The sequence below is a fragment of the Pseudomonas sp. PvP001 genome (genome assembly GCF_040546375.1).
GTDB lineage: Bacteria > Pseudomonadota > Gammaproteobacteria > Pseudomonadales > Pseudomonadaceae > Aquipseudomonas > Aquipseudomonas coleopterorum.
Genome location: NZ_JBEPNQ010000001.1, coordinates 2,403,430 through 2,428,971, shown reverse-complemented (window position 1 = coordinate 2,428,971; position 25,542 = coordinate 2,403,430). Strand labels below are relative to the sequence as shown.

General features: G+C 63.0%; 12 protein-coding genes and 1 pseudogene. 9 read left to right on the top strand and 4 right to left on the bottom strand.

Annotation, left to right across the window (positions count from 1 at the left end; translation table 11 throughout):
- Positions 1-214 precede the first annotated feature (214 nt).
- Together lapG and lapD are read left to right on the top strand one after the other, a co-directional pair.
- Complete coding sequence (gene lapG, locus ABMD26_RS11000; protein WP_236690448.1) at positions 215-895, top strand: cysteine protease LapG; 681 nt, start codon at positions 215-217, stop codon at positions 893-895.
- An 11-nt stretch (positions 896-906) separates the two neighbouring features.
- The gene (lapD, locus tag ABMD26_RS10995; protein ID WP_320522771.1) at positions 907-2,859 is read left to right on the top strand and encodes a cyclic di-GMP receptor LapD; all 1,953 of its coding nucleotides are present in this window, start codon (positions 907-909) and stop codon (positions 2,857-2,859) included.
- Between the two features lie 73 nt (positions 2,860-2,932).
- Here lapD and ABMD26_RS10990 read toward each other — a convergent pair whose 3' ends face one another.
- The 3 genes from ABMD26_RS10990 to ABMD26_RS10980 all read right to left on the bottom strand — a co-directional run bounded on the left by ABMD26_RS10990 (position 2,933) and on the right by ABMD26_RS10980 (position 14,848).
- Entirely contained in the window at positions 2,933-3,271 is a 339-nt protein-coding gene (locus ABMD26_RS10990; protein WP_049858986.1) for a hypothetical protein, read from the bottom strand.
- 122 nt (positions 3,272-3,393) lie between these two features.
- A complete protein-coding gene (locus ABMD26_RS10985; protein WP_354311824.1) occupies positions 3,394-3,849 on the bottom strand; it encodes a type I secretion C-terminal target domain-containing protein in 456 nt (151 codons plus the stop codon).
- Positions 3,803-14,848, bottom strand: coding sequence for a retention module-containing protein (locus ABMD26_RS10980; protein ID WP_354309490.1), 11,046 nt, complete (start codon positions 14,846-14,848; stop codon positions 3,803-3,805). The genes ABMD26_RS10985 and ABMD26_RS10980 overlap by 47 nt, the downstream gene beginning before the upstream one ends.
- A gap of 877 nt (positions 14,849-15,725) precedes the next feature.
- Here ABMD26_RS10980 and ABMD26_RS10975 point away from each other — a divergent pair.
- From ABMD26_RS10975 to ABMD26_RS10945, 7 genes and pseudogenes are all read left to right on the top strand, one after another.
- Positions 15,726-17,880, top strand: a pseudogene (locus ABMD26_RS10975) (type I secretion system permease/ATPase).
- Complete coding sequence (locus ABMD26_RS10970; RefSeq protein ID WP_134722709.1) at positions 17,870-19,246, top strand: HlyD family type I secretion periplasmic adaptor subunit; 1,377 nt, start codon at positions 17,870-17,872, stop codon at positions 19,244-19,246. Before ABMD26_RS10975 ends, ABMD26_RS10970 begins: the two are co-directional and overlap by 11 nt.
- Positions 19,247-19,458: 212 nt before the next feature.
- Positions 19,459-19,911: a MarR family winged helix-turn-helix transcriptional regulator gene (locus ABMD26_RS10965; protein WP_192092371.1), complete on the top strand. Its 453-nt coding sequence runs from the start codon at positions 19,459-19,461 to the stop codon at positions 19,909-19,911.
- Complete coding sequence (locus tag ABMD26_RS10960; RefSeq protein WP_320522775.1) at positions 19,908-21,998, top strand: FUSC family protein; 2,091 nt, start codon at positions 19,908-19,910, stop codon at positions 21,996-21,998. The genes ABMD26_RS10965 and ABMD26_RS10960 overlap by 4 nt, the downstream gene beginning before the upstream one ends.
- Positions 21,995-22,204 (top strand): DUF1656 domain-containing protein, encoded by a 210-nt coding sequence (locus ABMD26_RS10955; RefSeq protein ID WP_354309487.1) that lies wholly within the window; start codon positions 21,995-21,997, stop codon positions 22,202-22,204. Before ABMD26_RS10960 ends, ABMD26_RS10955 begins: the two co-directional genes overlap by 4 nt.
- A complete protein-coding gene (locus ABMD26_RS10950) occupies positions 22,201-23,091 on the top strand; it encodes an efflux RND transporter periplasmic adaptor subunit (protein WP_122743817.1) in 891 nt (296 codons plus the stop codon). The genes ABMD26_RS10955 and ABMD26_RS10950 overlap by 4 nt, the downstream gene beginning before the upstream one ends.
- Positions 23,088-24,527, top strand: coding sequence for an efflux transporter outer membrane subunit (locus ABMD26_RS10945; protein ID WP_354309485.1), 1,440 nt, complete (start codon positions 23,088-23,090; stop codon positions 24,525-24,527). Before ABMD26_RS10950 ends, ABMD26_RS10945 begins: the two co-directional genes overlap by 4 nt.
- A 3-nt stretch (positions 24,528-24,530) precedes the next feature.
- Here the strand turns inward: ABMD26_RS10945 and ABMD26_RS10940 are convergent, their stop codons facing one another.
- Positions 24,531-25,526 carry a zinc-binding alcohol dehydrogenase family protein gene (locus tag ABMD26_RS10940; protein WP_049858994.1) on the bottom strand — a complete coding sequence of 332 codons (996 nt, stop codon included), beginning with the start codon at positions 25,524-25,526 and terminating at the stop codon, positions 24,531-24,533.
- Between the last annotated feature and the right edge of the window lie 16 nt (positions 25,527-25,542).

The window sequence follows — 25,542 nt, the reverse complement described above, 5'->3', positions numbered from 1 at the left end:
ATCCTGACGCAACCAGTTACACATTGAAAGGCGGTGCTTTTGAATAACCACCCGGGATGCCGACAGCCAGACGAAGTGCGGCGTTGTGGCGACGAAAAGACTGCCCAGAACCTCGCGAAAGTGATTTCATCGTGCCATTGTTTTTTATTCAGCGCCCCCGCACCATGGTGGGCTGCAATGCGTCCCCGGCGGATCGAACACGTTGGTTACACGGTTGAAGTACCTACAGACGGTGCGCTGTCTTGCGATTGCCTTGGCCCTGGCGGGTACCTTGCTGGGTGGGCTTCGTGCCGATTGGGATTTCAATCAGATCAGTCGCCGTGCCGAGAGCTTGTATGGGCCCTTGGGTGAGGGTGCGCAGCGTATCGATGCATGGCAACGATTGCTGGCCACGCAAAAGCCACTGAGCGAAAGCGAGCAGTTGGAAGTGGTGAACCAGTTCTTCAATCATCAGCTGCGGTATCGGGAAGACCTCGATCTGTGGCATGAGGTGGATTACTGGGCAACGCCAGTGCAGTCGCTGCTCAAGGGCGCTGGCGACTGCGAGGACTATGCGATCGCCAAGTATTTCAGTCTGCGTCATCTGGGCGTCGCTGCCGACAAGTTGCGCATTACCTACGTCAAGGCCCTGCGACAGAACCGGGCGCATATGGTGCTCACCTATTACGCCACACCGACTGCCATGCCACTGGTACTGGACAGCCTGATGGACCCTATTCTGCCTGCCAGCCAGCGTCAGGACCTGCTGCCGGTGTACGCCTTCAACGGTGAAGGATTGTGGCTCACCGGCGCCGGTGGCAACAGGAAGGTAGGGGATACCAAGCGCCTGTCGCGTTGGCAGGACGTGCTGAAGAAAATGGCCGCAGAAGGCTTTCCGGAAAGCCCGGATCATTAAGTGGAGCAACGATGTCTCTGTTCAAACAGCTGTTGATCGCGATATGCCTGTTTCTGGTGGTGGCTTTCACTGGCAGCTTCATGGTCAGCCTTGAGAGCTCGCGCACTCAGTACGTCAATCAGCTGCGTTCGCACGCCCAGGATGCGGCTACGGCGCTGGCGTTGTCGCTCACGCCCAACATCGATGACCCGGCGATGGTCGAGCTGATGGTCAGCTCGATCTTCGACAGCGGTTATTACGCCAGCATTCGTGTGGTCAATCTGGCGGATGACAGCGTCATCGTCGAGCGAGCCGCCGAGCCGGATGGCAGTGGTGTACCGGCCTGGTTCGTGAAGATGATCAATCTGGCCCCGGCGGGTGGTGACGCAATCGTCAGCCGTGGCTGGGAGCAGGCGGCTCGGGTGGAGGTGGTGAGCCACCCCATGTTCGCTGTGGCCAAGCTGTGGCAGGGCGCATTGGGCAGTCTGGGCTGGTTGCTGCTGTGCGGCGCGGTGAGTGCTGCACTCGGCGCACTGCTGCTGCGTCGCCAGCTCAAACCGCTGGACTACATGGTCGAGCAGTCGCACGCCATTGCTCGCAGGGAGTTCCTCAGCCTGCCCGATCTGCCGCGCACCCCCGAGTTGCGACGCGTGGTACAGGCCATGAACCAGATGGTGGAAAAGCTCAAGGCGCTGTTTCACGAGCAAACCGTGCGCAGCGAGAGGCTGCGGATCGAGTCGTACCAGGACAGCCTGACGGGACTGGCCAACCGACGCTACTTCGAGATGCAATTGCACACCCGCGTCAGCAATCTGGAAGAGGCCAGCGCCGGGTATCTGGTGCTGTTGCGTATCAACGATCTGGCAGGCCTCAACCAACGTCTGGGTGGGCAGCGGACCGACCAGTTGCTGCAGGCGGTGAGTCAACAGTTGGTTAGGACCTGTGCGGGTTACCCTGAGACGCAGAACCTGATCACCCGCAGCCGTGGTGGCGAGTTTTCCATACTGGCACCGGGCATGGTGCGCGAGGAGGCCCAGCAGCTCGCACAGGCGCTCGATGCGAACCTGCGCAGCCTGGCCCAGACCGGCGCCACCGATCTGCTGCCAGTGGCCCATCTGGGGCTGGCACCGTACACCCCGGGTGATGACCCGCACGCCTTGCTCAAGCTGGCGGACGAAGCCCTGGCGCAAGCCGAGGGGCCAGGGGACAGTTGCTGGGTGTGTCTGGAGCACCGGGCGCTGGCGACGGTGGAGAATGATCACCACGCCTGGCATACCTTGCTTGATGACGCTCTGAGCCAGCGCCGGTTCCAGCTGTACTTCCAACCGGTGGTGAATAGCGCGGACACCGGGCAGGTGCTTCACCACAAGGTGCTTTCACGGCTGATCGACGAGACGGGCGAGGCCGTAGCTGCGGGACGGTTCCTGCCGTGGCTGGAGCGCTTCGGCTGGTCGGCGCGGCTGGATCGGCTGATGCTGGAGCTGGTGCTGGAGCATTTGCGCAAGCACGATGCCACGCTCGCCTTGAACCTGTCCGCGGCGACCTTGAATGATCCGCAGGCGTTGGAAGCGCTGTTCGAAAGACTCGCGCAGTACCCGTCCCTGGGCCCGCGTCTGATCCTGGAAATCGGCGAGGAGCAGATCCCCGAGCAGAGCGTGCTGGAGCAGTTCACGCGACGTCTGCGCAGCCTGGGCTACAGCCTGAGCCTGCAGCGCTTCGGTGGGCGTTTCAGCATGATCGGCAACCTCGCCCATCTGGGCCTTGGCTACCTGAAGATCGACGGCAGCTACATTCGCGCCATCGATCAGGAAAGCCACAAACGGCTGTTCATCGAGGCCATTCAGCGGGCGGCGCACAGCATCGACTTGCCGCTGATTGCCGAGCGGGTCGAAACGGAAGGGGAGTTGCAGGTGATTCGCGAGATGGGGATTGCCGGCGTACAGGGTCAGCTCGTGGGTGAGCCACAGCCCTGGCAGGCAGGCTAGGTCTGCCGCGCAGGCCTTCGTTCAGCTTCGGACCGTGCCTTTGCAGGCGCGGTGCTGAAGAGGGACGAAGGCTTCAGATCAGGCCGGTTTCGTCGTCGTTGATCAGCTGATTCAGACCACCGAGCGCTACCCGTGCGCTGGAACGATCCTTGAGCTTGGCCTGGGCCGCCGCTGGCAGGTCGGTTACCCGAATGATGCCTTTGCTGGTCAGTACCTGGATCAGGTCGTCGAGTACCCGGATCATGTCCAGATCGCTCTGCTTGAGCTGTTTCAGGCTGGTTTCGACCACATCGTTGGCGTACCACGCCTGGATCTCGTGGTGATCGGCCGGCAGGGTTTCCGTGGCTTCGGCATAGGGCGCCGCCTCCACACGGATCAATGCACCTTGTCGATCGCGTTGTACGTAGAACATCGAAGCACTCCCATCGAAAAAAACCTGCCGAGACTGCAGGGCAGCCTCGGCAGAGATTACACGGATTGCGACCCTGTGGATGCTGACGGCAGCCGACCCGTGGAGGCCGGCCGCCGATGGCATCAATCGTGGTGCTTGACCAGCAGGTCGCCACCGGAGATCAGCGACTTGATGGCATCGGTACCGCTGCCCCAGTGCGCATTGTCGACCTTGATGGTGACATCCGGCGTGACGGTGGCCGCAGCCGACGTCATGCCACCTTTGGTGCTGATCTGCAGGATAGAGTTGCCAGCCGTGTCGGTGCTCAGCTTCAGGTAGTTCGCCAGGTTGGTTTCGGCATCCGATGGCAACAGGTCGGACAGGTCCAGTTTGTCGCCCTCGGCATGGCTGAAGTCCTTGATGGTGTCGGTACCCACGTCACCGCTTTTCCACACGAACGTATCCTTGCCGGCACCACCGAAGAGCACGTCGTTGCCGGCACCGCCACGCAGGGTGTCGTCGCCACGCTGGCCGTAGATGATGTCGTCGCCATCACCGCCGTTGAGGAAGTCGTTGCCCCCCTTGGCGACGGTGAACAGACCGGCCTGGCCCTCGGAGCTGGCAGGCCCGACGTTGAAATCGCTGGCGTGCTTGGTGATGTAGTCGTGTACCTGCTCGGAGGTGACGGAGCTTGCGTTGGTGACCGATTTCACGTACTCGCGTCAGGGCTGCCGTACCCTCGGTGGTCACGCCCGCCTTGGTGAACGAGATGGTGTCGCCGAACAGGATGTCGTGGCCTTCGCCGCCGTTGATGGTGTCGCCACCGGCGGTGATGATGCTGTTCTTCAGTGCGGCAGCGATATTGCTGACATCGATCTTGGTCTGCACTTCGCCATCGCTGTCGAACTTCTGCAAGGTGGCCACGGTGGCGCTGTTGGAGTTGTTACCAACCCCGATCGCCTCCACGGTCGATACTTTGGCCAGGGCTGCGAATCCTTCGGCAGAACCCTCGACGACGGCGCTGTTGGTGGTGCGACCATCGCCTTGACGATTACCGGCCGTGTCCAGGTAGTAGGTGGGTTCGCCGTCGGTGATCAGGTAGCTGAGCTTCACGGCACCGGTGTTGCTGGTGGCTTCGGTCCCGTTGAACCAGGTCGCGGCCTTGTAGAACGCGGATTCGTAGTTGGTACCACCATTGGCGGTGATCGCATTGAGGCCAAGATCTTTTTTAATCTCGTCCAACGACATGTTCGTCTTGAGCGTCAGCGTAGTGCCTTGCTGCGCGTCGGTACCGAAGTCGACGATGGTCACCTTGACGGTGCCGCCCCCCAGGTTCTGCGAGAGCTGCTGAACCGCGTTCGCGACCGAATCCTTCGCGCTGGCCAGGGTGTCCTTCATGCTGCCGGAGCGATCCAGGATGTAGGCGATGTTGTAGCTGGCGCCGTTCTGCGTCTGGGTCGGCGTCACATCGCCGACAATGATGTCGCGGCCGGTGGTGCCGTCCAGCGTCTCGGTGCCGGCGTTGCCGGTGATTGCGCTGTAGCTCTGTTTGGCCTCCACCACGTGCACGGTCAGGGTCTGTTCAGCAGCCGCTGCAGCGACGGCGGTACCGTCCTTGGCGCTGGCGTTGACCTTCAGGTTGATGTCACCGGCAGGCGCATTGGCCGCGGTGGTCAGGGTCAGGGTGGACAGGTTCCAGTCGCTGACGTCCGCGACCTGTGCAGTGCTGCTGGCCGTGAAGCTGTGGGTGCCGTCACTGAGAGTGGCACCGGCCTGGATGTTGGAAATGGTCGTGGTCAGGGTTTCGGAACCGTCACGGTCGACCAGCTGCGAAGTGATCTCGGACAGCGCGATCGCCTTGCCAGCCACACCGGTGTTGCCGGTGGTGGACAGCGTGATGTTGTCCAGCAAGCCGCCGAACGAGTTCTTGTCCACCGAAGCGAAGGTCAAGGTCTTGCTGGCGGTGCTGTCCACCGGCAATTGCAGGCTGTAGTGCACCATGCCAACGGTGGTGCCGTTGATCACGGCGACCACCTTGTCGCCCCACATGACCTTGATGTCGGAATCGCCTTCATGCCCTTTGCGTGGCGAGTAGTCGAAGTCCAGGGTGTACAGCGAACCGGCCTTGGCGTTGGCCACGACAGTGTAGAGGTCGCTGGCGTCGCCCACGTTGCTTTCCAGCTCGATCACCTTGGTGCTGCTGGAGGTGCCGTTGTAGACGCTGTACGGGTTGACCTCAATGTAGTTGTTGGCGTTGTGGGTCTTCCACGCTTCGCCCAACTGGCTGACCTGGCCGCTGGTGACGGTGTTGGCGTCGCCGGACAGTGTCCACGAAGTTGGGTTGGCAACGTTCAGCAGCGGCGTATCGCTGACTGGCGCCACGGTGATGTCCAGGGTACTGACCGCACCGGTATTGGTGGTGTAGCTGACCGTTGGCACGGTGCCGCTCCAGTGCTCGTAACCCTTGGCCGGCGTGTAGGTGTAGCTGCCATCGGCAGCGATGGTCAGATTGCCGACGGCTACCGATGGCTTGTCGACTGCGGCGAAGACCTGAGCCGTGGCATGGCCGCTGGCGTCCATGGCATAGCTGGTGCCGCCGACGGTGAACTTGGCCACGGTCAGGCTGTTGTCACCGTCGCGATCATTGGTCAGCACGTTGCCGTTCAGGGTGGCGCCTTCATCGACCGTGGCGGTGTCGGCCACCAGGGTGTTGTCGATGATGTTGATGGCAACACTGGCGTGGGCCGGGTCTGGCGTCAGGCTCTGGAAGTTGCCACCGGTGACCGAGTCGATGGTGACGACCAGCTGTTCGGTTCCCTCACGCAACTGATCGCTCAGGGCGCTGATGGGGAAGGTCGCAGACGACTTGTCGGCGTTGATGACCACGGTGGTCTGGCCCTGGAAGTCGGCACCATTGGCCGCCTTGCCCGAATAGCTCAGGGTGACGGTGACCGGGCTCTTGGTCTCATGGCTGAGGGTCAGGGTGTAGACGGCCGACTGGCCTTCGATGATCCGCTCGGCACCGGTGATACCGATGGTGGTCTGTGGACCGGTCACGGTGGTGCTGGCCGATGCATCCTGGTACAGCAGTTTTTCGAAGTTGCCATCGATCGGCTTGCCATTGGCGGCGTTGGCGATACCGGCCACGGCAACCGTGATGATGCCGGCGCGCGAGGCATCGTTGGCCACCGTGTAGTTGACGGAGCCTTGGGTGGCCTTGGCCGCGATGTCGATGGTCTGGCCGTTCGACAGCAGCAGCTTCACGGCCTTGTCGGCCGCGTGGTCGAGGGTGGCGGTGTAGGTGATGACGCCGCCGTCGTTGACGGCCGATGTGGCGCTCAAGCTGACCTTGGTAGCGTCGATGGTGTCGTTGACCAGGACATTGACCGGCGTGGTGCCCGGCATCAGCGTGACGTTGCCGCCACCGCTCACGTTCTGGATGGTACGGCTGACCGAATCGGCGTCCTTGTACACGTCGTCCGCTGGCGCATCGACAGTGGTCGAGCTTGCCGAGGCGCCCTTGGCGATGCTGATGCTCGCGCCGTTGCCGATGTCGACCCGAATGGTGTCCTGAGCGTTGACGGCATTGCCGTGCAGGTCGGTCAGGGTGGCGGTGTACTTGATCACACCGCCTTCGACTGCCTCTGGCTCGGCGGACAAGGTCACGACGACGGCTGGCTTGACCGCCATGGTGCTGTTGGCCACGACCGAGGATGCACCGTTCACGCCATTGCCCTGCACGCCGGTGTCGGTCACTTCGACCGAGACCTGGCGCATGGTGCTTTCCGGATGCTCACCGGTGGCCTTGAACTGGATCGAGCTGATCAACTCCTGGTAGGCAGCGCGGCTCGCCATCCCTTCCAGGGTGATGGTCATGGTGCCATCGCTGGCGACACCATCGACCTTGTAGCCGATGCCCTGAGTGGTGGTGCCTTTACCGGCCTCGAAGGCCGAGGTCAGGATGTCGCCGGCCATGGTGTTGTGGATGACGATCTTCGCGCTTTGCAGTTGATCGCCCGCGGTGTTGTCCTTGTCGCTGATGATCAGGCCCGATACCAGGTTGATCGATTCTGCCGAGCCTTCGTTGAAGACCATTTGCTGGTCCATGGCTACCACTGGCGCTTCGTTCACTGCATCGACGATGACGTTGAGCTGCTGGCTGACCGACGCCGGGTTGGCTTGGTCCGCACTTTCAGTAGCGGTGGCCTTGACGGTCAGGGCCAGCGTGCCGGTGAAGTCGGCCGGCGGGGTGATGGTCAGGGTCTTCAGATCCCACGTGGTGATATCGGCCGTGCCGGTGCCACCGGCGGCAGAGACATAGCTGTGGTTGGCACCATCGCGCAGTACCGCGCCCTCTGGGATACCGCTGATCTGCAGCAGGTGCTGCTCGGAGCCATCACGCGTGTCGCCGAAGGTGACGTTGATGGTGCTCAGCTGGATCGCGGTGTTTTCGGCACCGTGGTTCAGTTCGTAGCCGGCGTAGTAACCATCGCCGTTGCCGTCGACGTGTGGAGTGACGTTGATGCCCTGGTTCACCAGATCGGCAATGTCGGTGTACAGCGGCACGCCGCTCGCACCGATCGAGGTCGCAGGACCCTGGTCGACCGACAGGTTCAGGTCATAGAAGCCTGGGCCGTTCTGGTTGTGGTGGTACAGGTCCAGGCTGTAGTAGCCGGTTTCGGACGGCGTGATGCTGCCGCTGAAGTCACCCGAAGTCGGGTCGACGCCCGCGCCCCAATGGGCAGTGCCCAAATCCTTGCCACCGACGTTGATCAGCAGACCGTCGTCGGCCTTGCCGCTGAAGGTGTAGGTCTTGCCGGCTTCGAGGAAGATCAGGCCGGTGACTTTGGTGGCGGTGCCCTGGACGATGTTGGTGTCGCCGACGTCGGCGATGACCACGCCCGGACGGCTCCCGGCGGCTTCGATGGTCGACTTGATCAACGCAGGATCGGCGCCTTCACCGGTGTCACCCAGGCCTTGCAGGTCGGTGTAGGTGTACTTGATCAGGCCGGTCGGGACGACGTAGTCCGGCGTCAGGCTGAGGATCGGGGCGTCGGCTACCGGCTTGATGTCGATGGTGACGGTGCCAGGCTTGCCCACCAGCGCGTCGACTGTTGGGGTGAAGGTGAAGCTGGCGTAGTCGCTGTGCTGGTCACCGGTACCGGCGTTCGGGTAGGCATCGCTGCCCGACTCGTCGGCTACCGGGACGAAGCGCAGGGTGCCTGCGTCGATTTGAGTCTTGCTGAAGGTGGTGCCCAGATCGGCCTGGGTCAGGTCTCTCCAGCCCGAGCCGTCGTTGAACTGCAGCGAGCCGTTCGCCGGCAGGCTGGTGAACTTGATCCCCAGGTCGAGGTTGGGGTTGGCAGTTGGCTGGACGTTGAACGAAGCCCAGTCCAAGGCCACGGCATTGTCTTCGGTGCCGCTCAGCTTGTTGCCGGCCACGCCCTTGTTGTCGCCATTATCGCCTACCACCGGCGCATCGTTGTCGATGATGACGGTGTTGACACTGGCGGCCTGCGGGTTGACCACGAGGCTTTCGAAGTTGCTGCCGGTCGGATTGGCGATGGTGACCACGACGTTCTCGCGACCTTCGACCAGAGCGTCATCGACGATGGGCAGTTGGAACTGGACGCTGGTCTGGCCCTTCGGAATGGTCACGGTGATGCTGTTGCTGTTGCTGTCCGGACCTACGTAGTCCACACGTGTCGCAGTGCCGCCGTAGCTCAGGTTCAAGGTGACCTGGGTGTCGACATTGGTTGGATTGCTCAGGGTCAGCGTGTAGGTCGCCGATTGGCCTTCGGTGGCCGATGCATCGCCGGTCAGTCCGATGGTGGTAACGTCGATGCTATCACCGACCGGGGTCACCACTGGCGTGGCAATCGGGGTCAGTTGCTCGTAGTTGCCACCGGAGGCGCCAGTGATCGTAGTGGAGATCGAGTCGGCACCCTTGTACACGTCGTTACCGACGACATAGGACACCGAGCCCGACGTCTGACCCACAGGAATCGTGATGGTCTGGTTGTTCGACAGGAAGACGACAACCGGCGTACCCGCGACAGTCTCGCTTACGGTCGCGGTGTAGACGATGGTGCCGTTTTCCAGCACGCCGCCTGGTGGCGTTTGTGCCGTGAGCACGACATTGGTCACGTCGGTAACCGGGTCGACGATGACGTTCAGCTGCTGGCTGACCGAAGCCGGGTTGGCCGAGTCAGCGCTCTCGGTGGCGGTGGCCGTGACGGTCAGCGCCAGCGTGCCGTTGAAATCGGTCGGCGGCGTGATGGTCAGGGTTTTCAGATCCCACGTGGTGATATCGGCCGTGCCGGTGCCACCGGCTGTGGAAACGTAGCTATGGCCAGCGCCATCACGCAGCTCTGCGCCTGCCGGGATACCGCTGATCTGCAGCACGTGCAGTTCGGAGCCGTCGCGGGTGTCGCCGAACGACACGGCGATGGTGCTCAGCTGGATCGCGGTGTCTTCGGCACCGTGGTTCAGTTCGTAGCCGGCGTAGTAGCCGTCGCCATTGGCGTCGACGTTCGGGACGACATCGATGCCCTGATTGATGACTTCGCTGATATCACTGTAGAGCGGCACGCCGCTCTGACCGATCGAGGTCGCAGGACCCTGGTCGACCGACAGGTTCAGGTCGTAGAAGCCTGGGCCGTTCTGGTTGTGGTGGTACAGGTCCAGGCTGTAGTAGCCGGTTTCGGACGGCGTGATGCTGCCGCTGAAGTCACCCGAAGTCGGGTCGACGCCCGCACCCCAATGGGCAGTACCCAGATCCTTGCCACCGACGTTGATCAGCAGACCATCGTCGGCCTTGCCGCTGAAGGTGTAGGTCTTGCCGGCTTCCAGGAAGATCAGGCCGGTGACTTTGGTGGCGGTGCCCTGGACGATGTTGGTGTCGCCGACGTCGGCGATGATCACGCCCGGACGGCTGCCGGCGGCTTCGATGGTCGACTTGATCAACGCAGGATCGGCGCCTTCACCGGTGTTGCCGAGGCCTTGCAGGTCGGTGTAGGTGTACTTGATCAGGCCGGAGACAGTCTGAGCCACGGACAGCACGGGGACGTCAGCCACCGGCTTGATGTCGATGACCACGGTGCCCGGCTTGCCCACCAGAGCATCGACGGTCGGGGTGAAAGTGAAGTTGGCGTAATCGCTGCGCTGGTCACCGGTACCGGCGTTCGGGTAGGCATCGCTGCCCGACTCGTCGGCTACCGGGACGAAGCGCAGGGTGCCTGCGTCGATTTGAGTCTTGCTGAAGGTGGTGCCCAGATCGGCCTGGGTCAGGTCTCTCCAGCCCGAGCCGTCGTTGAACTGCAGCGAGCCGTTCGCCGGCAGGCTGGTGAACTTGATCCCCAGGTCGAGGTTGGGGTTGGCGGTCGGCTCAATGTTGAACGACGCCCAGTCCAGTGCCAGTACGGTGTCTTCGGTGCCGGTCAGTTTGTTGCCTGGCACGCCACCATTGTCGCCCACCACCGGCGCATCGTTGTCGATGATGACGGTGTTGACGCTGGCGGCCTGAGGGTTGACCACCAGGCTTTCGAAATTGCTGCCGGTTGGATTGGCGATGGTGACCACGACGTTCTCGCGGCCTTCGACCAGGGCGTCATCGACGATGGGCAGTTGGAACTGGACGCTGGTCTGGCCCTTCGGAATGGTCACGGTGATGCTGTTGCTGTTGCTGTCCGGACCTACGTAGTCCGCACGTGTCGCAGTGCCGCCGTAGCTCAGGTTCAAGGTGACCTGGGTGTCGACATTGGTTGGATTGCTCAGGGTCAGCGTGTAGGTCGCCGACTCACCTTCGGTCACCGACGCAGCGCCGGTGAGGCTGATGGTGGTGACATCGATCACATCGCTGACAGGGGTCACGACCGGCGTGGTGTTCGGAGTCAGTTGCTCGTAGGTGCCACCGCTTACGCCGGTGATGCTGGTGCTGACGGTATCGGCACCTTTGTACACGTCGTTGCCAATCACGTAGGTCACAGAGCCCGATGTCTGACCTACGGGAATGGTGATGACCTGAGTGTTCGACAGGTTGACGACCACTGGCGAGCCGGTGACCGGCGAATCGACCGTGGCGGTGTAGACGATGGTGCCGTTCTCGACCGCGCCGCCCGCTGGGACTTCGGCGGTGAGAACCACGTTGGTCACGTCGGTGACCGGGTCGACGATGATGTTCAGCTGCTGGCTGACCGAGGCCGGGTTGGCCAGATCGGCTTTTTCGGTGGCTGTAGCGGTAACGGTCAGCGCCACGGTGCCGTTGAAATCGGTCGGTGGCGTGAAGGTCAGGGTGCTCAGGTTCCAGCCGGTGATGTCAGCCGTGCCGGTGCCGCCAGCCTCGGACACATAAACGTGGTTGGCGCCATCACGCAGCACTGCGCCCACCGGGATACCGCTGATCTGCAGCACGTGCAGCTCGGAGCCGTCGCGGGTGTCGCCGAACGACACGGCGATGGTGCTCAGCTGGATCGCGGTGTCTTCGGCACCGTGGTTCAGTTCGTAGCCGGCGTAGTAGCCGTCGCCGTTGGCGTCGACGCGCGGGACGACATCGATGCCCTGGTTGATGACTTCGCTGATATCACTGTAGAGCGGCACGCCGCTCGTACCGATCGACGTCGCTGGACCCTGGTCCACCGAGAGGTTCAGGTTGTAGAAGCCTGGGCCGTTCTGGTTGTAGTGATACAGGTCGATGCTGTAGTAGCCGGTTTCGGTCGGCGTGATGCTGCCGGTGTAGTCGCCCGAGGTCGGGTCGATGCCAGCGCCCCAGTGCGCGCCATCCAGATCCTTGCCGCCAACGTTGATCAACAGACCGTCATCGGCCTTGCCGCTGAAGGTGTAGGTCTTGCCGGCTTCGAGGAAGATCAGGCCGGTGACTTTGGTACCGGTGCCCTGCACCACGTTCGAGTCACCGACGTCGGAGATGACGACGCCTGGACGGCTGCCTGCGGCTTCGATAGTGGACTTGATCAACGCCGGATCAGCACCTTCGCCGTTGTTGCCAAGGCCTTGCAAGTCGGTGTAGGTGTACTTGATCAGGCCGGAGATCGTCTGGGCCACGGACAGCACGGGGACGTCGGCCACCGGCTTGATGTCGATGACCACGGTGCCCGGCTTGCCCACCAGCGCGTCGACCGTCGGGGTGAAGGTGAAGTTGGCGTAATCGCTACGCTGGTCGCCTGTACCGCCGTTGTTGTAGGCATCGCTGCCCGACTCGTCGGCCACCGGGACGAAGCGCAGTGTGCCTGCGTCGATTTGAGCCTTGCTGAAGGTGGTGCCCAGATCGGCCTGGGTCAGGTCTCTCCAGCCCGAGCCGTCGTTGAACTGCAGCGAGCCGTTCGCCGGCAGGCTGGTGAACTTGATCCCCAGGTCGAGGTTGGGGTTGGCGGTCGGCTCAATGTTGAACGACGCCCAGTCCAGTGCCAGTACGGTGTCTTCGGTACCGGTCAGTTTGTTGCCTGGCACGCCGTCGTTGTCGCCGACCACGGGTGCGTCGTTGTCGATGATGACGGTGTTGACACTGGCGGCCTGTGGGTTGACCACCAGGCTTTCGAAGTTGGTGCCGGTTGGATTGGCGATGGCGACCACGACGTTCTCGCGGCCTTCGACCAGAGCGTCATCAACGGTGGGCAGCTGGAAGTTGGCGCTGGTTTCTCCCGCCTTGATGGTCACGGTGATGGTGTCCGTGCCCTGATAGTCGGCACGTGTAGCGCTGCCGCCGTAGCTCAGATTCAGGGTCACCTGAGTGTCCACATTGGTCGGATTGCTCAGGGTCAGCGTGTAGGTCGCGGAATCACCTTCGGTTACCGACGCAGCACCGGTGAGGCTGACGGTGGTGACATCGATCACATCGCCGACTGGCGTCACCACAGGTGTGGTGTTCGGGGTCAGTTGCTCGTAGTTGCCACCGGTTACGCCGGTGATTGCGGTGCTGACGGTGGCGGCGCCGTTGTAGACGTCGTTGCCCAACGCGTAGGAAACGGTACCGCTGGTTTCACCGACCGCGATGGTAATGGTCTGGTTGTTGGACAGGGTCACGACAACCGGCGAGCCGGTGACAGGTGCGCCAACGGTAGCCGTGTAGAGGATGGTGCCGTTTTCCAGGGCGCCGCCAGCTGGAACGGTAGCGGTCAGTACGACATTGGTCACGTCGATGCTATCGCCAACCGGCGTCACGACCGGTGTGGTGTTCGGCGTCAGCTGCTCGTAGTTGCCACCGGTTGCGCCGGTGATCGCGGTGCTGATGGTATCAGCGCCGTTGTAGACATCGTTGCCCAGCGGGAAGGAAACCGAGCCGCTGGTTTCGCCTACACCAATGGTGATGGTCTGGTTGTTCGACAGGGTCACAACCACTGGCGAACCGGTGACAGGTGCGCCAATGGTAGCGGTGTAGACGATGGTGCCGTTTTCGACGGCGCCGCCGGCCGGAGTGGTCGCCGTGAGCACGACGGTCGTCGTGTCGATCGAGTCGACGATGTTGACCACCGCAGGCGTTGTGCTTGGCACCAGGCTTTCGAAATTGCCACCGGTGGCGCCGGTGATGGTGGTGTTGAGGGTGGTCGGGTTGTTGTAGACGTCGTTGGCCGGTGCGGCCACGTCGACCGACCCCGACGACTGACCAGCCGGGATGGTGATAGTCGAGCCGTTGGACAAGGTCACGGTCACCGGCGTCTGCGCCGGGTTGGTGAGCACGGCGGTGTAGGTGATCGTCGTGCCTTCGGTGACGGGGTTGTTGGCCACGGTCAAGGTCACGGTGGTGACGTCGATGGTGTCGTCGACACGGGTGACGGCCGGGGTCGGATCGGTGGTGACCGCCAGATCGCCACCGCCGGTGGTGCCGGTGACAGTAGCGGAGATCTGCGACGGATCGATGTAGGGCGTGTTGGTGTCCGGCACGGTGACGTTGACGGCGCCTGTGGTCTGGCCGGCGGGAATGATCACCGATTGGCCATTGGACAGGTTGACGGTCAGGTCGGCGGAAGGTGCCTGGGTCACGGTGGCGGTGTAGGTGATCACGCCGCCGGCTTCGGTGATGGCGGTCGTTGCCGTCACGGTCAGTGTGGCTGTGCGCTGGACGGCCGGGTCATCGCCGGTGTCGGCATTGATCGGGTTGGTATCACCCTCGATCTCGCGCGTGTTTTGCGCTGCTGCAGCGTTAGGACCTTCGGTGGGGTAGCCCACGGTCGGATCGACTTCGCCTGCCGTTTCGCTGAGCAGTACGAAGCTGTGGCTACCGCCGCCTTCACCGCCCGTGTCGTTGCCACCCGGGCCTGCGGCCGTGGCTTCCAGATCCTGGGTAGGGTCGGCGCCGGCCGCGATGGCCTGCTGCAACTCTTCTACCGAAGGGGCCGCCTGAGCCGTGGCCGCGCTCAGATCGGCGATTGAGTCGGGCGTGTTGGCACTCCATTGAGTGTCGCGCCCCAGATCGATGGTGCGGCCATCGGCCAGCGCCAACGTGACGGCACCGGCTTCACCCGTGACGACCTGCTCCCCGGCGAACAGCCGATCCCCTTCGATAAGCACCCGGCGAATCCCCTCCGGGGACACTGCGAATACCTGGCCAACAATGCTTTTGACGATGGCAACAACACTGCTCATGTGGGTGACTCTCCGGGGTGACGATTCGTTTGGTACGGTGCCTGAACATCGTCAGTGAAGGCGACGGGCATTCGGTACGTGTTGTATGTTGTAATATTGGCGTCAAACTATTGTCTAAAATTCGCAAAAATGAACTTTATGACAATGTATTGACCTATTTGGCGCCATCCTAAACAATCCATTGTGTAATGTCACATTGATATTTCTTAGGTATGCAAAACGCTTCAACAGCGTGAGTTCATTGACGTCAAGACGACCGCGACTGACATTTTTCGCCGGTTGATGTGACAAAAAAAGTCGCTTCTGGAATATCCGAGAGATGTCGCCAGGAATGCTCGCCGTGGATGCGTCGCAAGAAAGCCGGATGTAGCACAAAGCCTGCCAGGCTCGGGCTGCACGCCACGTGCAGCGTGGATGAACGGTCAATGGCCTTGAGCCGGGCGGGTGAATCGCTGATGCGAAAATGGTGAGTCCAGGCTTGCCGGTATATGTCAGGCAAGCGACATGGATGGATGGACAAACATCGAAACGGAAAGTTCGTAATTGTTGGTACGCAAGTAATAACCGCTAACTCTTTGTGTTGATTGAAGAAAATTTTTCACCGGGTTACGGAGTGTCGAATGACCACCGACCGTTGATTGGCGAAACGGCTACCCTCGCCGGTCGGATTGAATCAGCGATGAAACACACCCCTTGGCTATCGCGGTTGCCCGACTCGCCGTGCATCCGTTTGCCAAACGAGCTCATGCGAAGCCAGCGACCAGCGTGTACGCTGGCATCCCTTGTGCAAATGCAACCCAAACCGCTGCCAGACCAGGCGGGATGAACTGATCCTGATAGGGTCGAGGTGTTCAATGAGCGATAAGAGAGTGTCAGCGTGGATTCGGAATTAAGTTCGGTACTACTCAGCCAGGACCCACGCAGCCAGCACGATGATCCGTTGCTCGACGGCCTGCTGACGCTGTGCTCGCTGCATCACAAGCCCGCCAGCCGGGCGATGCTGACCACCGGTCTGCCGTTGCCCTCGCAGCGTCTGACCGCTGACCTGCTGCCGCGCGCCGCTGCACGCGCCGGGCTGCAAGGCCGTGTGCTGCAACGCAATTTGGACCAGATTCCGTCCATAGCGCTGCCGGCCATGCTGATGCTCAAGGACGCGCGCTGCGCCGTGCTGTTGGGCTGGGAAGGCGATACCGCGCGATTGCTGCTCAGCGAAAGCGATGGCGGTGAAGTGCGCGTGGCGCGTGAAACGCTGGCGCAGGATTTCACCGGCCGGGTGTTTTTCGCCCAACCGCAGCACAAGTTCGACGTCACCAATGGCTCGCTGATCCCGCGTGCCCATTCCTGGTTCCGCGACACTCTCAAGCGTTCGCGCTGGCTGTATGCCGATGCCATCGCTGCCAGCCTGGTGATCAATATCATCGCCCTGGCCGCGCCGCTGTTCGTGATGAACGTCTACGACCGCGTCGTGCCCAACCAGGCCACCGCGACCCTGTGGGTGCTGGCGGTGGGTATCTGCGGTGCCTACCTGTTCGACCTGCTGCTCAAGGGGCTGCGCAGCCTGTGCCTGGACCTGGCCGGCAAGAAGACCGACCTGATCATCTCGGCCACGCTGTTCGAACGCATCGTCGGCATGTCGATGAAAAACCGTCCGGCGCGCGTGGGCAGCTACGCGCAGAACATTCATGAATTCCAGGGCATGCGCGACTTTCTCACGTCGCTGACCCTGACCAGCCTGATCGACCTGCCGTTCACCATCCTCATCCTGCTGGTTATCGCCTTGCTGGGCGGGCACCTGGTGTGGATTCCGATCATCGCGTTCCCGCTGGCGCTGGGCATCGGGCATTTCCTGCAGAAGCCCCTGACCAAGACCCTGGAGCGCACCATGGCGCTGGCCGCCGAGCGCCAGTCGAGCTTGATCGAGACCCTGGGTGGCCTCGATGCGGTCAAGGTCAACAACGCCGAAAGCGAGCGCCAGTACCAGTGGGAGCAGACCATCGGTACGCTCAGCCGCCTGGAATTGCGGGTCAAGACCCTGTCCAGCCTGGCCATGAACATCACCTTGCTGATTCAGCAACTGGCCGGTGTGGCGATCATCATCTTCGGTGTCTATCAGATCATCGAAGGCAACCTGAGCATGGGCGGCCTGGTGGCCTGCTACATGTTGAGTGGCCGCGCGCTGGCGCCACTGGCGCAACTGTCCGGTCTGCTGACCCGTTACCAGCAGGCCAAGGTCACCATGGTCTCGGTCGACCAGATGATGGAACTGCCCCAGGAGCGCAACTTCGACGAGCGCCCGATGAGCCGCCAGGTGCTGCAGGGGGCCATGGAGTTCCGCAACGTCGACTTCACTTACCCGAACCAGCAGAACCAGGCGCTGCACGGCATCAACCTGACCGTGCGCCCCGGCGAGAAGATCGGCATCATCGGCCGCAGTGGCTCGGGCAAGAGCTCGCTGGCCAAGCTGCTGGTAGGGCTGTACCAGCCTGACGCCGGCTCGCTGCTGGTCGATGGCGTGGACATTCGCCAGATCGATGTCAGCGAGCTGCGCCACAACATCGGCTACGTACCACAGGACATCCAGCTGCTGGCCGGTACCTTGCGTGACAACCTGGTGTCGGGCGCCCCGCTACGTCGATGACGAGATGGTCCTGCAGGCCGCCGAACTGGCCGGTGTGCACGAGTTCGCCCGCCTGCATCCGCAGGGCTATGAACTGCAGGTCGGCGAGCGCGGGCAGAATCTCTCCGGCGGTCAGCGGCAGAACGTGGCGCTGGCGCGGGCGCTGTTGCTCAACCCGCCGATTCTCTTGCTGGACGAACCCACCAGCGCCATGGACAACACCGGCGAGGAGCGCCTGAAAGCGCGCCTGCAAGCCGTCATCGAGAACAAGACCGTGATTCTGGTTACCCACCGTGCGTCGTTGCTGAGCCTGGTCGACCGCCTGCTGGTGATCGACCGTGGGCAGATTCTGGCGGACGGGCCGAAGGCTGCCGTCATGGAAGCGTTGAAGAAGGGGCAGATCAGTGTTGCTTAAATCCTCCTCCGGCGGCTTCAAGAATTCCCTGGTGCGTTACTTCAAGGGCTCCGATTCGCTCGATGGCCAGCCATTGCCCGAGGTCGAAAAGGCGCTGATCGACGATGCGCCGCGTATCGTGCGCCTGACCATCTGGGGCGTGATCGCGTTTTTCGTGTTTCTGCTCACCTGGGCGCACTTTGCGGTGATCGACGAGGTGACCAAGGGCGACGGCAAGGCGATTCCTTCTTCACGCATCCAGAAAATCCAGAACCTGGAGGGCGGTATCGTTGCCCAGATCTACGTCAAGGAAGGACAGATCGTCGAGGCGGGCGCCCCACTGATTCGCCTGGACGACACGCGTTTCGCTTCCAACGTCGGCGAAACCGAAGCCGACCGTGTGGCCATGGAGCTGCGCGTGGAGCGGCTGAGTGCCGAGGTGGAAAACCGGCCGCTGAACATCACCGCCCAGGCGCGCAAGTCAGTGCCCAGCCAGGCGGCCAACGAAGAGTCGCTGTACATGAGCCGTCGCCAGCAGTTGGCCGATGAAGTCGGCGGCTTGCAGCAGCAACTGGTGCAGCGTCAGCAGGAGCTGCGTGAGTTCACCTCCAAGGCCGAGCAGTACCGCAACAGCCTGAACCTGCTGCGCCAGGAAATCAGCATGTCGGAACCGCTGGTGGCCAGGGGCGCGATTTCGCCCGTCGAAGTGCTGCGTCTGCGCCGTTCGGAAGTGGAAACCCGCGGCATGCTCGACGGCACCACGCTGGCGGTGCCGCGTGCACAGGCGGCGATTGGCGAGGTCCAGCGCAAGATCGACGAGACCCGCGGCAAGTTCCGCAGTGAAGCGCTGACCCAGTTGAACGAGGCGCGTACCGATCTGGCCAAGACTCAGGCCACGGCCAAGGGGCTGGAAGATCGGGTGAGCCGTACCATGGTGACCTCGCCAGTGCGCGGGATCGTCAAGCAGGTGCTGGTCAATACGGTCGGTGGGGTGATCCAGCCGGGTAGCGACATGGCCGAGATCGTGCCTTTGGATGACAGCCTGCTGGTGGAGGCGCGGATTCGTCCTCAGGACATCGCGTTCCTGCATCCTGGGCAGAAGGCGATGATCAAGTTCACGGCCTATGACTACACCATCTACGGCGGTCTGGAAGGCACTCTGGAACAGATCGGCGCCGACACGGTGCAGGATGAAGAGAAGAAGAACACCTTCTATCTGATCAAGCTGCGGACCAACAAGAGTCATCTGGGCTCCGATGAAAAGCCGCTGCTGATCATTCCCGGGATGGTGGCTTCGGTGGACATCATCACCGGCAAGAAGAGCGTGCTGAGCTACCTGCTCAAGCCGATCATCAAGTCCCGCGCCGAGGCATTGCACGAGCGGTAGGGATTCACCCGTTCGCGGCCGCTCACGTTCCACTGTAGGAGCGGTCAGCGGCCGCGAAGAGTGTGTGGGGTATGTCTGACACCCTGCGGCGTGTTTTTCGCGGCCGATGACCGCTCCTACAGCTGATTGCATTCGGTCGGGCATTCTTGACGAAATGTTTCCGTTCCGCGAATATAGATAGTTAGCAAACTATGAATATTCGCACCTTCCCGATGAATATCGACAAGCTCCAGCTGAACATCAGCAGCGGCATGGTGGTTGCCTCGCGCCACTGGCGGCGAATCTGTCAGGCCACCCTGGCCAACTATGGTGTGTCCGAAGCCTGCGCCGTGCCCTTGTTACTGATCGTGCGCCTGGGCGACGGTGTCCGCCAGGTCACGGTTGCGCAGGCCGCTGGCCTGGAAAGCCCCTCACTGGTTCGCCTGCTCGACCAACTGTGCAGCGCCGGTTTCGTGGTACGAACCGAAGACCCCACCGACCGTCGCGCCAAGGCCTTGAGCCTGACCCCCAGCGGCCGCACTTTGGCCGAGTCCATCGAGGGTGAATTGGTGCGCCTGCGTCGCGAAGTGCTCAAGGACATCGCTCCGGCGGACCTGGAAGCGGCATTGCGCGTGGTGCGGGCATTCGAGGAAGCGGGACAGGGCACGCCGGGTGATTACCCGTGAAAGGCTTTTTCAGCGATGTGCCCCCAGCCCGGGACTGGTTCTACGGCGTACGCACCTTCGCCGCCTCGATGATCGCCTTGTATATCGCCATGATCCTGCAGATGCCGCGTCCGTATTGGGCGATGGCGACCGTCTACATCGTCTCCAGTCCCTTCGTCGGCCCCACCAGTTCCAAGGCGGTGTACCGTGCGGTGGGGACGTTCACCGGCGCTGCGGCGGCGGTGCTGTTCGTGCCGCTGTTCGTGCAGACGCCGTTTCTGCTGGCCACGGTGATTGCCCTGTGGACCGGCACCCTGTTGTACCTGTCGTTGCACCTGCGTACTGCCAACAGCTATGCCTTCATGCTGTCGGGCTACACCCTGCCGTTGATCGCCCTGCCGGTGGTGGACAATCCCACGGCGGTGTTCGACATCGCCAGCTCGCGCTTTCAGGAGATCTGCCTGGGTATCGTCTGCGCCGCCGTGGTGGGCGCGATGTTCTGGCCGCGCCGGCTCACGCCGGTGTTCGTCGGTGCCGCTGGCAAGTGGTTCGAGGATGCCGCCGGCTACAGCGATCACTTCCTGGCGCGGGACGTCAAAGGCGAGGAAGTCGGCCCGCTACGTTCGGCCATGGTCGGCACGTTCAACTCGCTGGAGATGATGATCGGCCAGCTTCCCCACGAAGGGGCGCGGCCACAGCTGGTGCGCAATGCCAGGGAGCTGCGCGGGCGCATGATCCACCTGCTGCCGGTTATCGATGCGCTGGATGACGCGCTGTTCGCCATCGAGCGCCGCACCCCCGAATTGGTAGAGCGCCTGGCGCCGGTCATGGCATCGGCCCGGCAATGGCTCAAGGACAGCGTGGACGACCCCGATCAGGCCCGCTGGCAAGCGCTGCGCGATGAGCTGCACGCCCTGCGGCCAAGCCCCGAGCAATTGGACGACCGCCGCGAGCTGATGTTTTCCAATGCGGTGTACCGGTTGGGCGAATGGATCGACCTGTGGCAGGACCTGCGCAGCCTGGAACTGGCGATCAAGACCGACAGCCGCCTGCCGTGGCGAGCAGTCTACCGGCACTGGCGGCTGGGACGACTCAAGCCGTTTCTGGACCGCGGGCTGATGCTGTATTCGGTGTTCTCCACGGTCACCGCGATCATCGTCGCATCGGTGTTGTGGATTCTGCTGGGCTGGACCGACGGCGCCAGTGCCGTGATCCTGGCCGCGGTGGCCTGCAGCTTCTTCGCCGCCATGGACGACCCCGCACCGCAGATCTACCGATTCTTCTTCTGGACCGTGATGTCCGTGGTGTTCGCCAGCCTCTACCTGTTCCTGGTGCTGCCCAACCTGCATGACTTTCCGATGCTGGTGCTGGCCTTCTCGGTGCCCTTCATCGTCGTCGGTACCTTGACCGTGCAGCCGCGGTTTTTCCTCGGCACCTTGCTGACCATCGTCAACACCTCGTCCTTCATCAGCATTCAGGGCGCCTACGACGCGGACTTCATGAATTTCGCCAACAGCAACCTGGCCGGTCCGGTGGGGCTGTTGTTCGCCTTCGTCTGGACCCTGGTGGTGCGGCCCTTCGGCGTGGAGCTGGCGGCCAAGCGCCTGACCCGGTTCAGCTGGCGTGATGTGGTGCACATCACCCGTCCGGCGAGCCTGGCCGAACAGCGCGCGATGGGCGTGCAGATGCTCGACCGGCTGATGCAGCACCTGCCACGCCTGACCATGACCGGCCAGGACACCAGCGCGGCACTGCGCGATGTCCGCGTGGCGCTGAACCTGCTCGACATGCAGGCCTACAGCCCGCGTGTGCCGGCTGCCGTACAGCCGTTGCTGCATCAGGTGATCGAAGAGGTGGGCGGGTATTTCCAGGCCTGTCGCAAAGCCGGTGAACGCCTGCCTGCCCCGATGGGTCTGCTCATGACCATGGACCGCGCGCGCCGTGGCTTGACGGTGCAGGCCATGGGCGAGGCCGAAGAGGCGCGCGAGCATCTGCTGCATGCCTTGAGCGGCCTGCGCCTGGCATTGCTGCCGGGTGCCGAAGTGGTCACCGAGGCAGGCGAGGCCGCCGAACAACTGCCGCATGGCATCGATGGAGCACCGCTGTGATTGGTGAACTGGATATCAGCGGGATCTTCCTGCCCACCGTGCTGGTGATGATGGTGTTCACCTACGGCCTGTTTCTGTTGGTGCATGGCGTGCTCAACCGCCTGCATTTCTACCGCCTGGTCTGGCACCGGGCTCTTTTCAACGTCGCTCTCTACGCTGTGCTGCTCGGCGCGGTGGACGCTCTCTGTCGAAGCCTGATGCTATGAAAAAACCGATCCTTACCTTTGGCCGCCTGGTCTTGACCCTGCTGTTCGTGTGCCTGGCGGCGTTCATCGTCTGGCGCATGGTCATGTACTACATGTATGCGCCCTGGACCCGTGACGGTCATGTGCGCGCCGACATCATCCAGATCGCGCCAGACGTGTCCGGCCTGATCGAACACGTCAACGTGCACGACAACCAGCCGATCAAGGCCGGGGACGTGCTGTTCACCATCGATCAGGATCGCTTCCGCCTGGCCCTGCGTCAGGCCCAGGCGAGCATGGCCGAGCGCAAGGAAACCCTGGCCCAGGCCGAGCGCGAACTGCGGCGCAACCGTGGCCTGGGCAACCTGGTCGCCCGCGAGCAGCTCGAAGAGAGCCAGTCGCGGCAATTGCGTGCCCTGGCTGCGTTGTCCGAAGCCCAGGTCGCCGTGGATGCCGCGCAACTGAACCTCGATCGCTCGGTGATCCGCAGCCCGGTGGACGGCTTCATCAACGACCGCGCGCCACGCCCGCGCGAGTTCGTCACCGCAGGCCGCGCCGTGTTGGCCGTGGTGGATGGCACCTCGTTTCATATCGATGGCTATTTCGAGGAAACCAAACTGGGCGTGATTCACGTCGGCCAGGCCGTGGACATTCGCATGATGGGCGACAACACCCGTCTGCAGGGCCGGGTGCAGAGCATCTCGGCCGGCATCGAAGACCGCGATCGCAGCAGTGGCAGCAACCTGCTGCCCAACGTCAACCCGGCCTTCAGCTGGGTGCGCCTGGCGCAGCGGATTCCCGTGCGCATCGCCTTCGAAAACCTGCCCGAGGGCTATCGCCTGATCGCCGGCCGCACGGCCACGGTGTCGATCATCGAAGACGGTGTGGTGGCGGGAGCGGCGCAATGAGCAAGGCCCTGCGTCTTTCCGCCCTCGCGGCGGCGCTGCTGTTGTCGGCCTGCCAGATGGTCGGACCCGACTACCATACCCCTGAGGAGGCGGCGCTCAATCGAGCCGATTTGCCGGGCTCGCTGGCCGAAGGCGACAGCAATGTGGTGTCCGCGCCGGTCCCGCAGGACTGGTGGAAGCTGTACCACGACCCTCGCCTGGATGCGCTGGTGCGCCAGGCCATGGCGTCCAACACTGACCTGCGCGTGGCGGCGGCGAACATTGCCCGCTCCCGTGCGCAGATCGAGCAGGCCCAGGCCGAAGGCGGCTTCGACTTCAATGCCAAGGCCGAGGCGCAGCGTGTGCAGGAATCGGGCGAAGCGTTCCTGCTGACCGAAAAGCTGCCGGTGGATAACCTGGGCAGCGCGTCCATCAATCTGTCCTACCAGTTCGACCTGTGGGGGACGCTCAAGCGCGGCATCGAGGCGGCACGCGCCAACGCCGACGCCACCCAGGCCGCGGCGGATACGGCGCGCATTACCGTGGTAGCCGATGTGGTACGCGCCTATACCCAGGTCTGCGCGGCCAACGAAGAATACGAGATCGCCCGGCATTCGCTTGAATTGCAGCAGGAAGGCGTGCAACTGACCCAGCGTCTGCGTGATGCCGGCCGTGGCGACGAAACCCAGGTCACGCGCTCCGAAACCCAATACAAGTCCCTGGGCGCGGAGCTGCCGCGCTATCAGGCATCGCGTCAGGCGGGCCTGTACAAATTATCGATGCTGCTGGCTACACCCCTCGCACAGCTGCCTGCCGACGTGGCCAGCTGCGCCGAGCTGCCGCGTATCAATCAGCTGATGCCGGTGGGCGATGGCGCCGCGCTGCTCAAGCGTCGTCCCGACATCCGCCAGGCCGAACGCCGCTTGGCGGCGGCCACCGCCAACATTGGCGTGGCCACCGGTCAGCTGTACCCGGACATCAGCATCGGCGCCACGGTCGGCACGGTGGGTATTCTCGATGACCTCGGGCATCCGGCAACCAATCGCTGGGGCATCGGCCCGCTGATCAACTGGAACGTGCCCACCAACGGCGCCCGGGCACGGATTCGCGAGACCGAAGCTTCGACCCAGGCTGCGCTGGCCAATTTCGATGGGGTGGTGCTCAACGCCATTCGCGAGACCCAGACGGGGCTTGCGCAATACGCCGCCTTGCTGCAGCGTCGCGATGCCCTGGCCGACGCCGAGCGGTCGGCGCAGCAGGCGGCGGATCAGACCCATCAGTTTTTCCGAGCCGGCCGCGCGTCGTTCCTGGCGGACTTGCAGGCAACGCGCACCTACACCGATGTGCGTGGCCAACTGGCGGCGGCGAACACTCAGGTGGCCATGGAACAGATCAACCTGTTCCTGGCCTTGGGCGGCGGTTGGGAAAGCGCCCGGCAGGTGCCGGGCGCACGTTGAAGCTTAAAAGCCTTCCAGCACGATCTTGCCCTTGGCCGTGCCGCTTTCGATCAACTCGTGGGCGCGGATCAGATTGGCGGCGTTGATCACCCCGTAGTGCTCGCCCAGGGTGGTGCGCAACACGCCGCTGTCGATCAGTTCGGCCACGCGCTCGAGCAGCTCGTGCTGCTTGATCATGTCCGGAGTCTGGAACAGCGAGCGCGTGAACATCAGCTCCCAGTGCAGCGACAGCGCCTTGCGCTTCATCGGCATCACGTCGAGGGTCTTCGGGTCGTCGATCAAGGCCAGCTGACCCTGAGGGCGCAAGGCTTCGATCAGTTGCTCGAAGTGCTTGTCGGTGTGGGTCAGGCTGGCCACGTGGTCGACCTGGCCAACCCCGATGGCTTCCAGCTGCGCCACCAGCGGCTGGCTGTGATCGATCACATGGTGAGCGCCCAGGTCGGTCACCCACTGACGTGTTTCATCCCGCGACGCCGTGCCGATCACGGTCAGCTTGGTCAGCTTGCGCGCCAATTGCGTGAGGATCGAGCCAACGCCACCTGCCGCACCGATGATCAGCAGGCTCTGGCCTTCGCCACCGCCCTCGGGCACGCCCAGACGGTCGAACAGCAATTCCCAGGCAGTGATCGAGGTCAGCGGCAGGGCGGCGGCGTGGGCATTGTCCAGGCTTTGCGGCTTGTGCCCGACGATCCGCTCGTCCACCAGGTGCAGCTCGCTGTTGCTGCCCGGACGGTCGATGGCCCCGGCGTAGAACACGCTGTCACCGACTTTGAACAGGCTGACCTGATCGCCCACCTGCTGGACGATGCCGACCGCATCCCAACCCAGCACGCGCGGTTCGGTCACGGCGGCGCCGCTGCGCACCTTGGTGTCGACCGGGTTGACCGAAATGGCCTGGACCTGCACCAGCAGATCACGTGGGCCCGGTGTGGGCGCGGGCAGTTGCAGGTCGGTGAGCACGGAGGCTGCGCCGTTCTGGGTATAAGCGATGGCTTTCATCAGGGGATTTCCAGGT

Excerpts from the sequence above, each read along its gene's own strand:
- ABMD26_RS10965 (WP_192092371.1), top strand. The coding sequence starts at position 19,459 with ATGAATATCGACAAGCTCCAGCTGAACATCAGCAGCGGCATGGTGGTT.
- ABMD26_RS10945 (WP_354309485.1), top strand. The coding sequence starts at position 23,088 with ATGAGCAAGGCCCTGCGTCTTTCCGCCCTCGCGGCGGCGCTGCTGTTG.
- ABMD26_RS10940 (WP_049858994.1), bottom strand. The coding sequence starts at position 25,526 with ATGAAAGCCATCGCTTATACCCAGAACGGCGCAGCCTCCGTGCTCACC.
- lapD (WP_320522771.1), top strand. The coding sequence starts at position 907 with ATGTCTCTGTTCAAACAGCTGTTGATCGCGATATGCCTGTTTCTGGTG.
- ABMD26_RS10950 (WP_122743817.1), top strand. The coding sequence starts at position 22,201 with ATGAAAAAACCGATCCTTACCTTTGGCCGCCTGGTCTTGACCCTGCTG.
- ABMD26_RS10980 (WP_354309490.1), bottom strand. The coding sequence starts at position 14,848 with ATGAGCAGTGTTGTTGCCATCGTCAAAAGCATTGTTGGCCAGGTATTC.
- ABMD26_RS10990 (WP_049858986.1), bottom strand. The coding sequence starts at position 3,271 with ATGTTCTACGTACAACGCGATCGACAAGGTGCATTGATCCGTGTGGAG.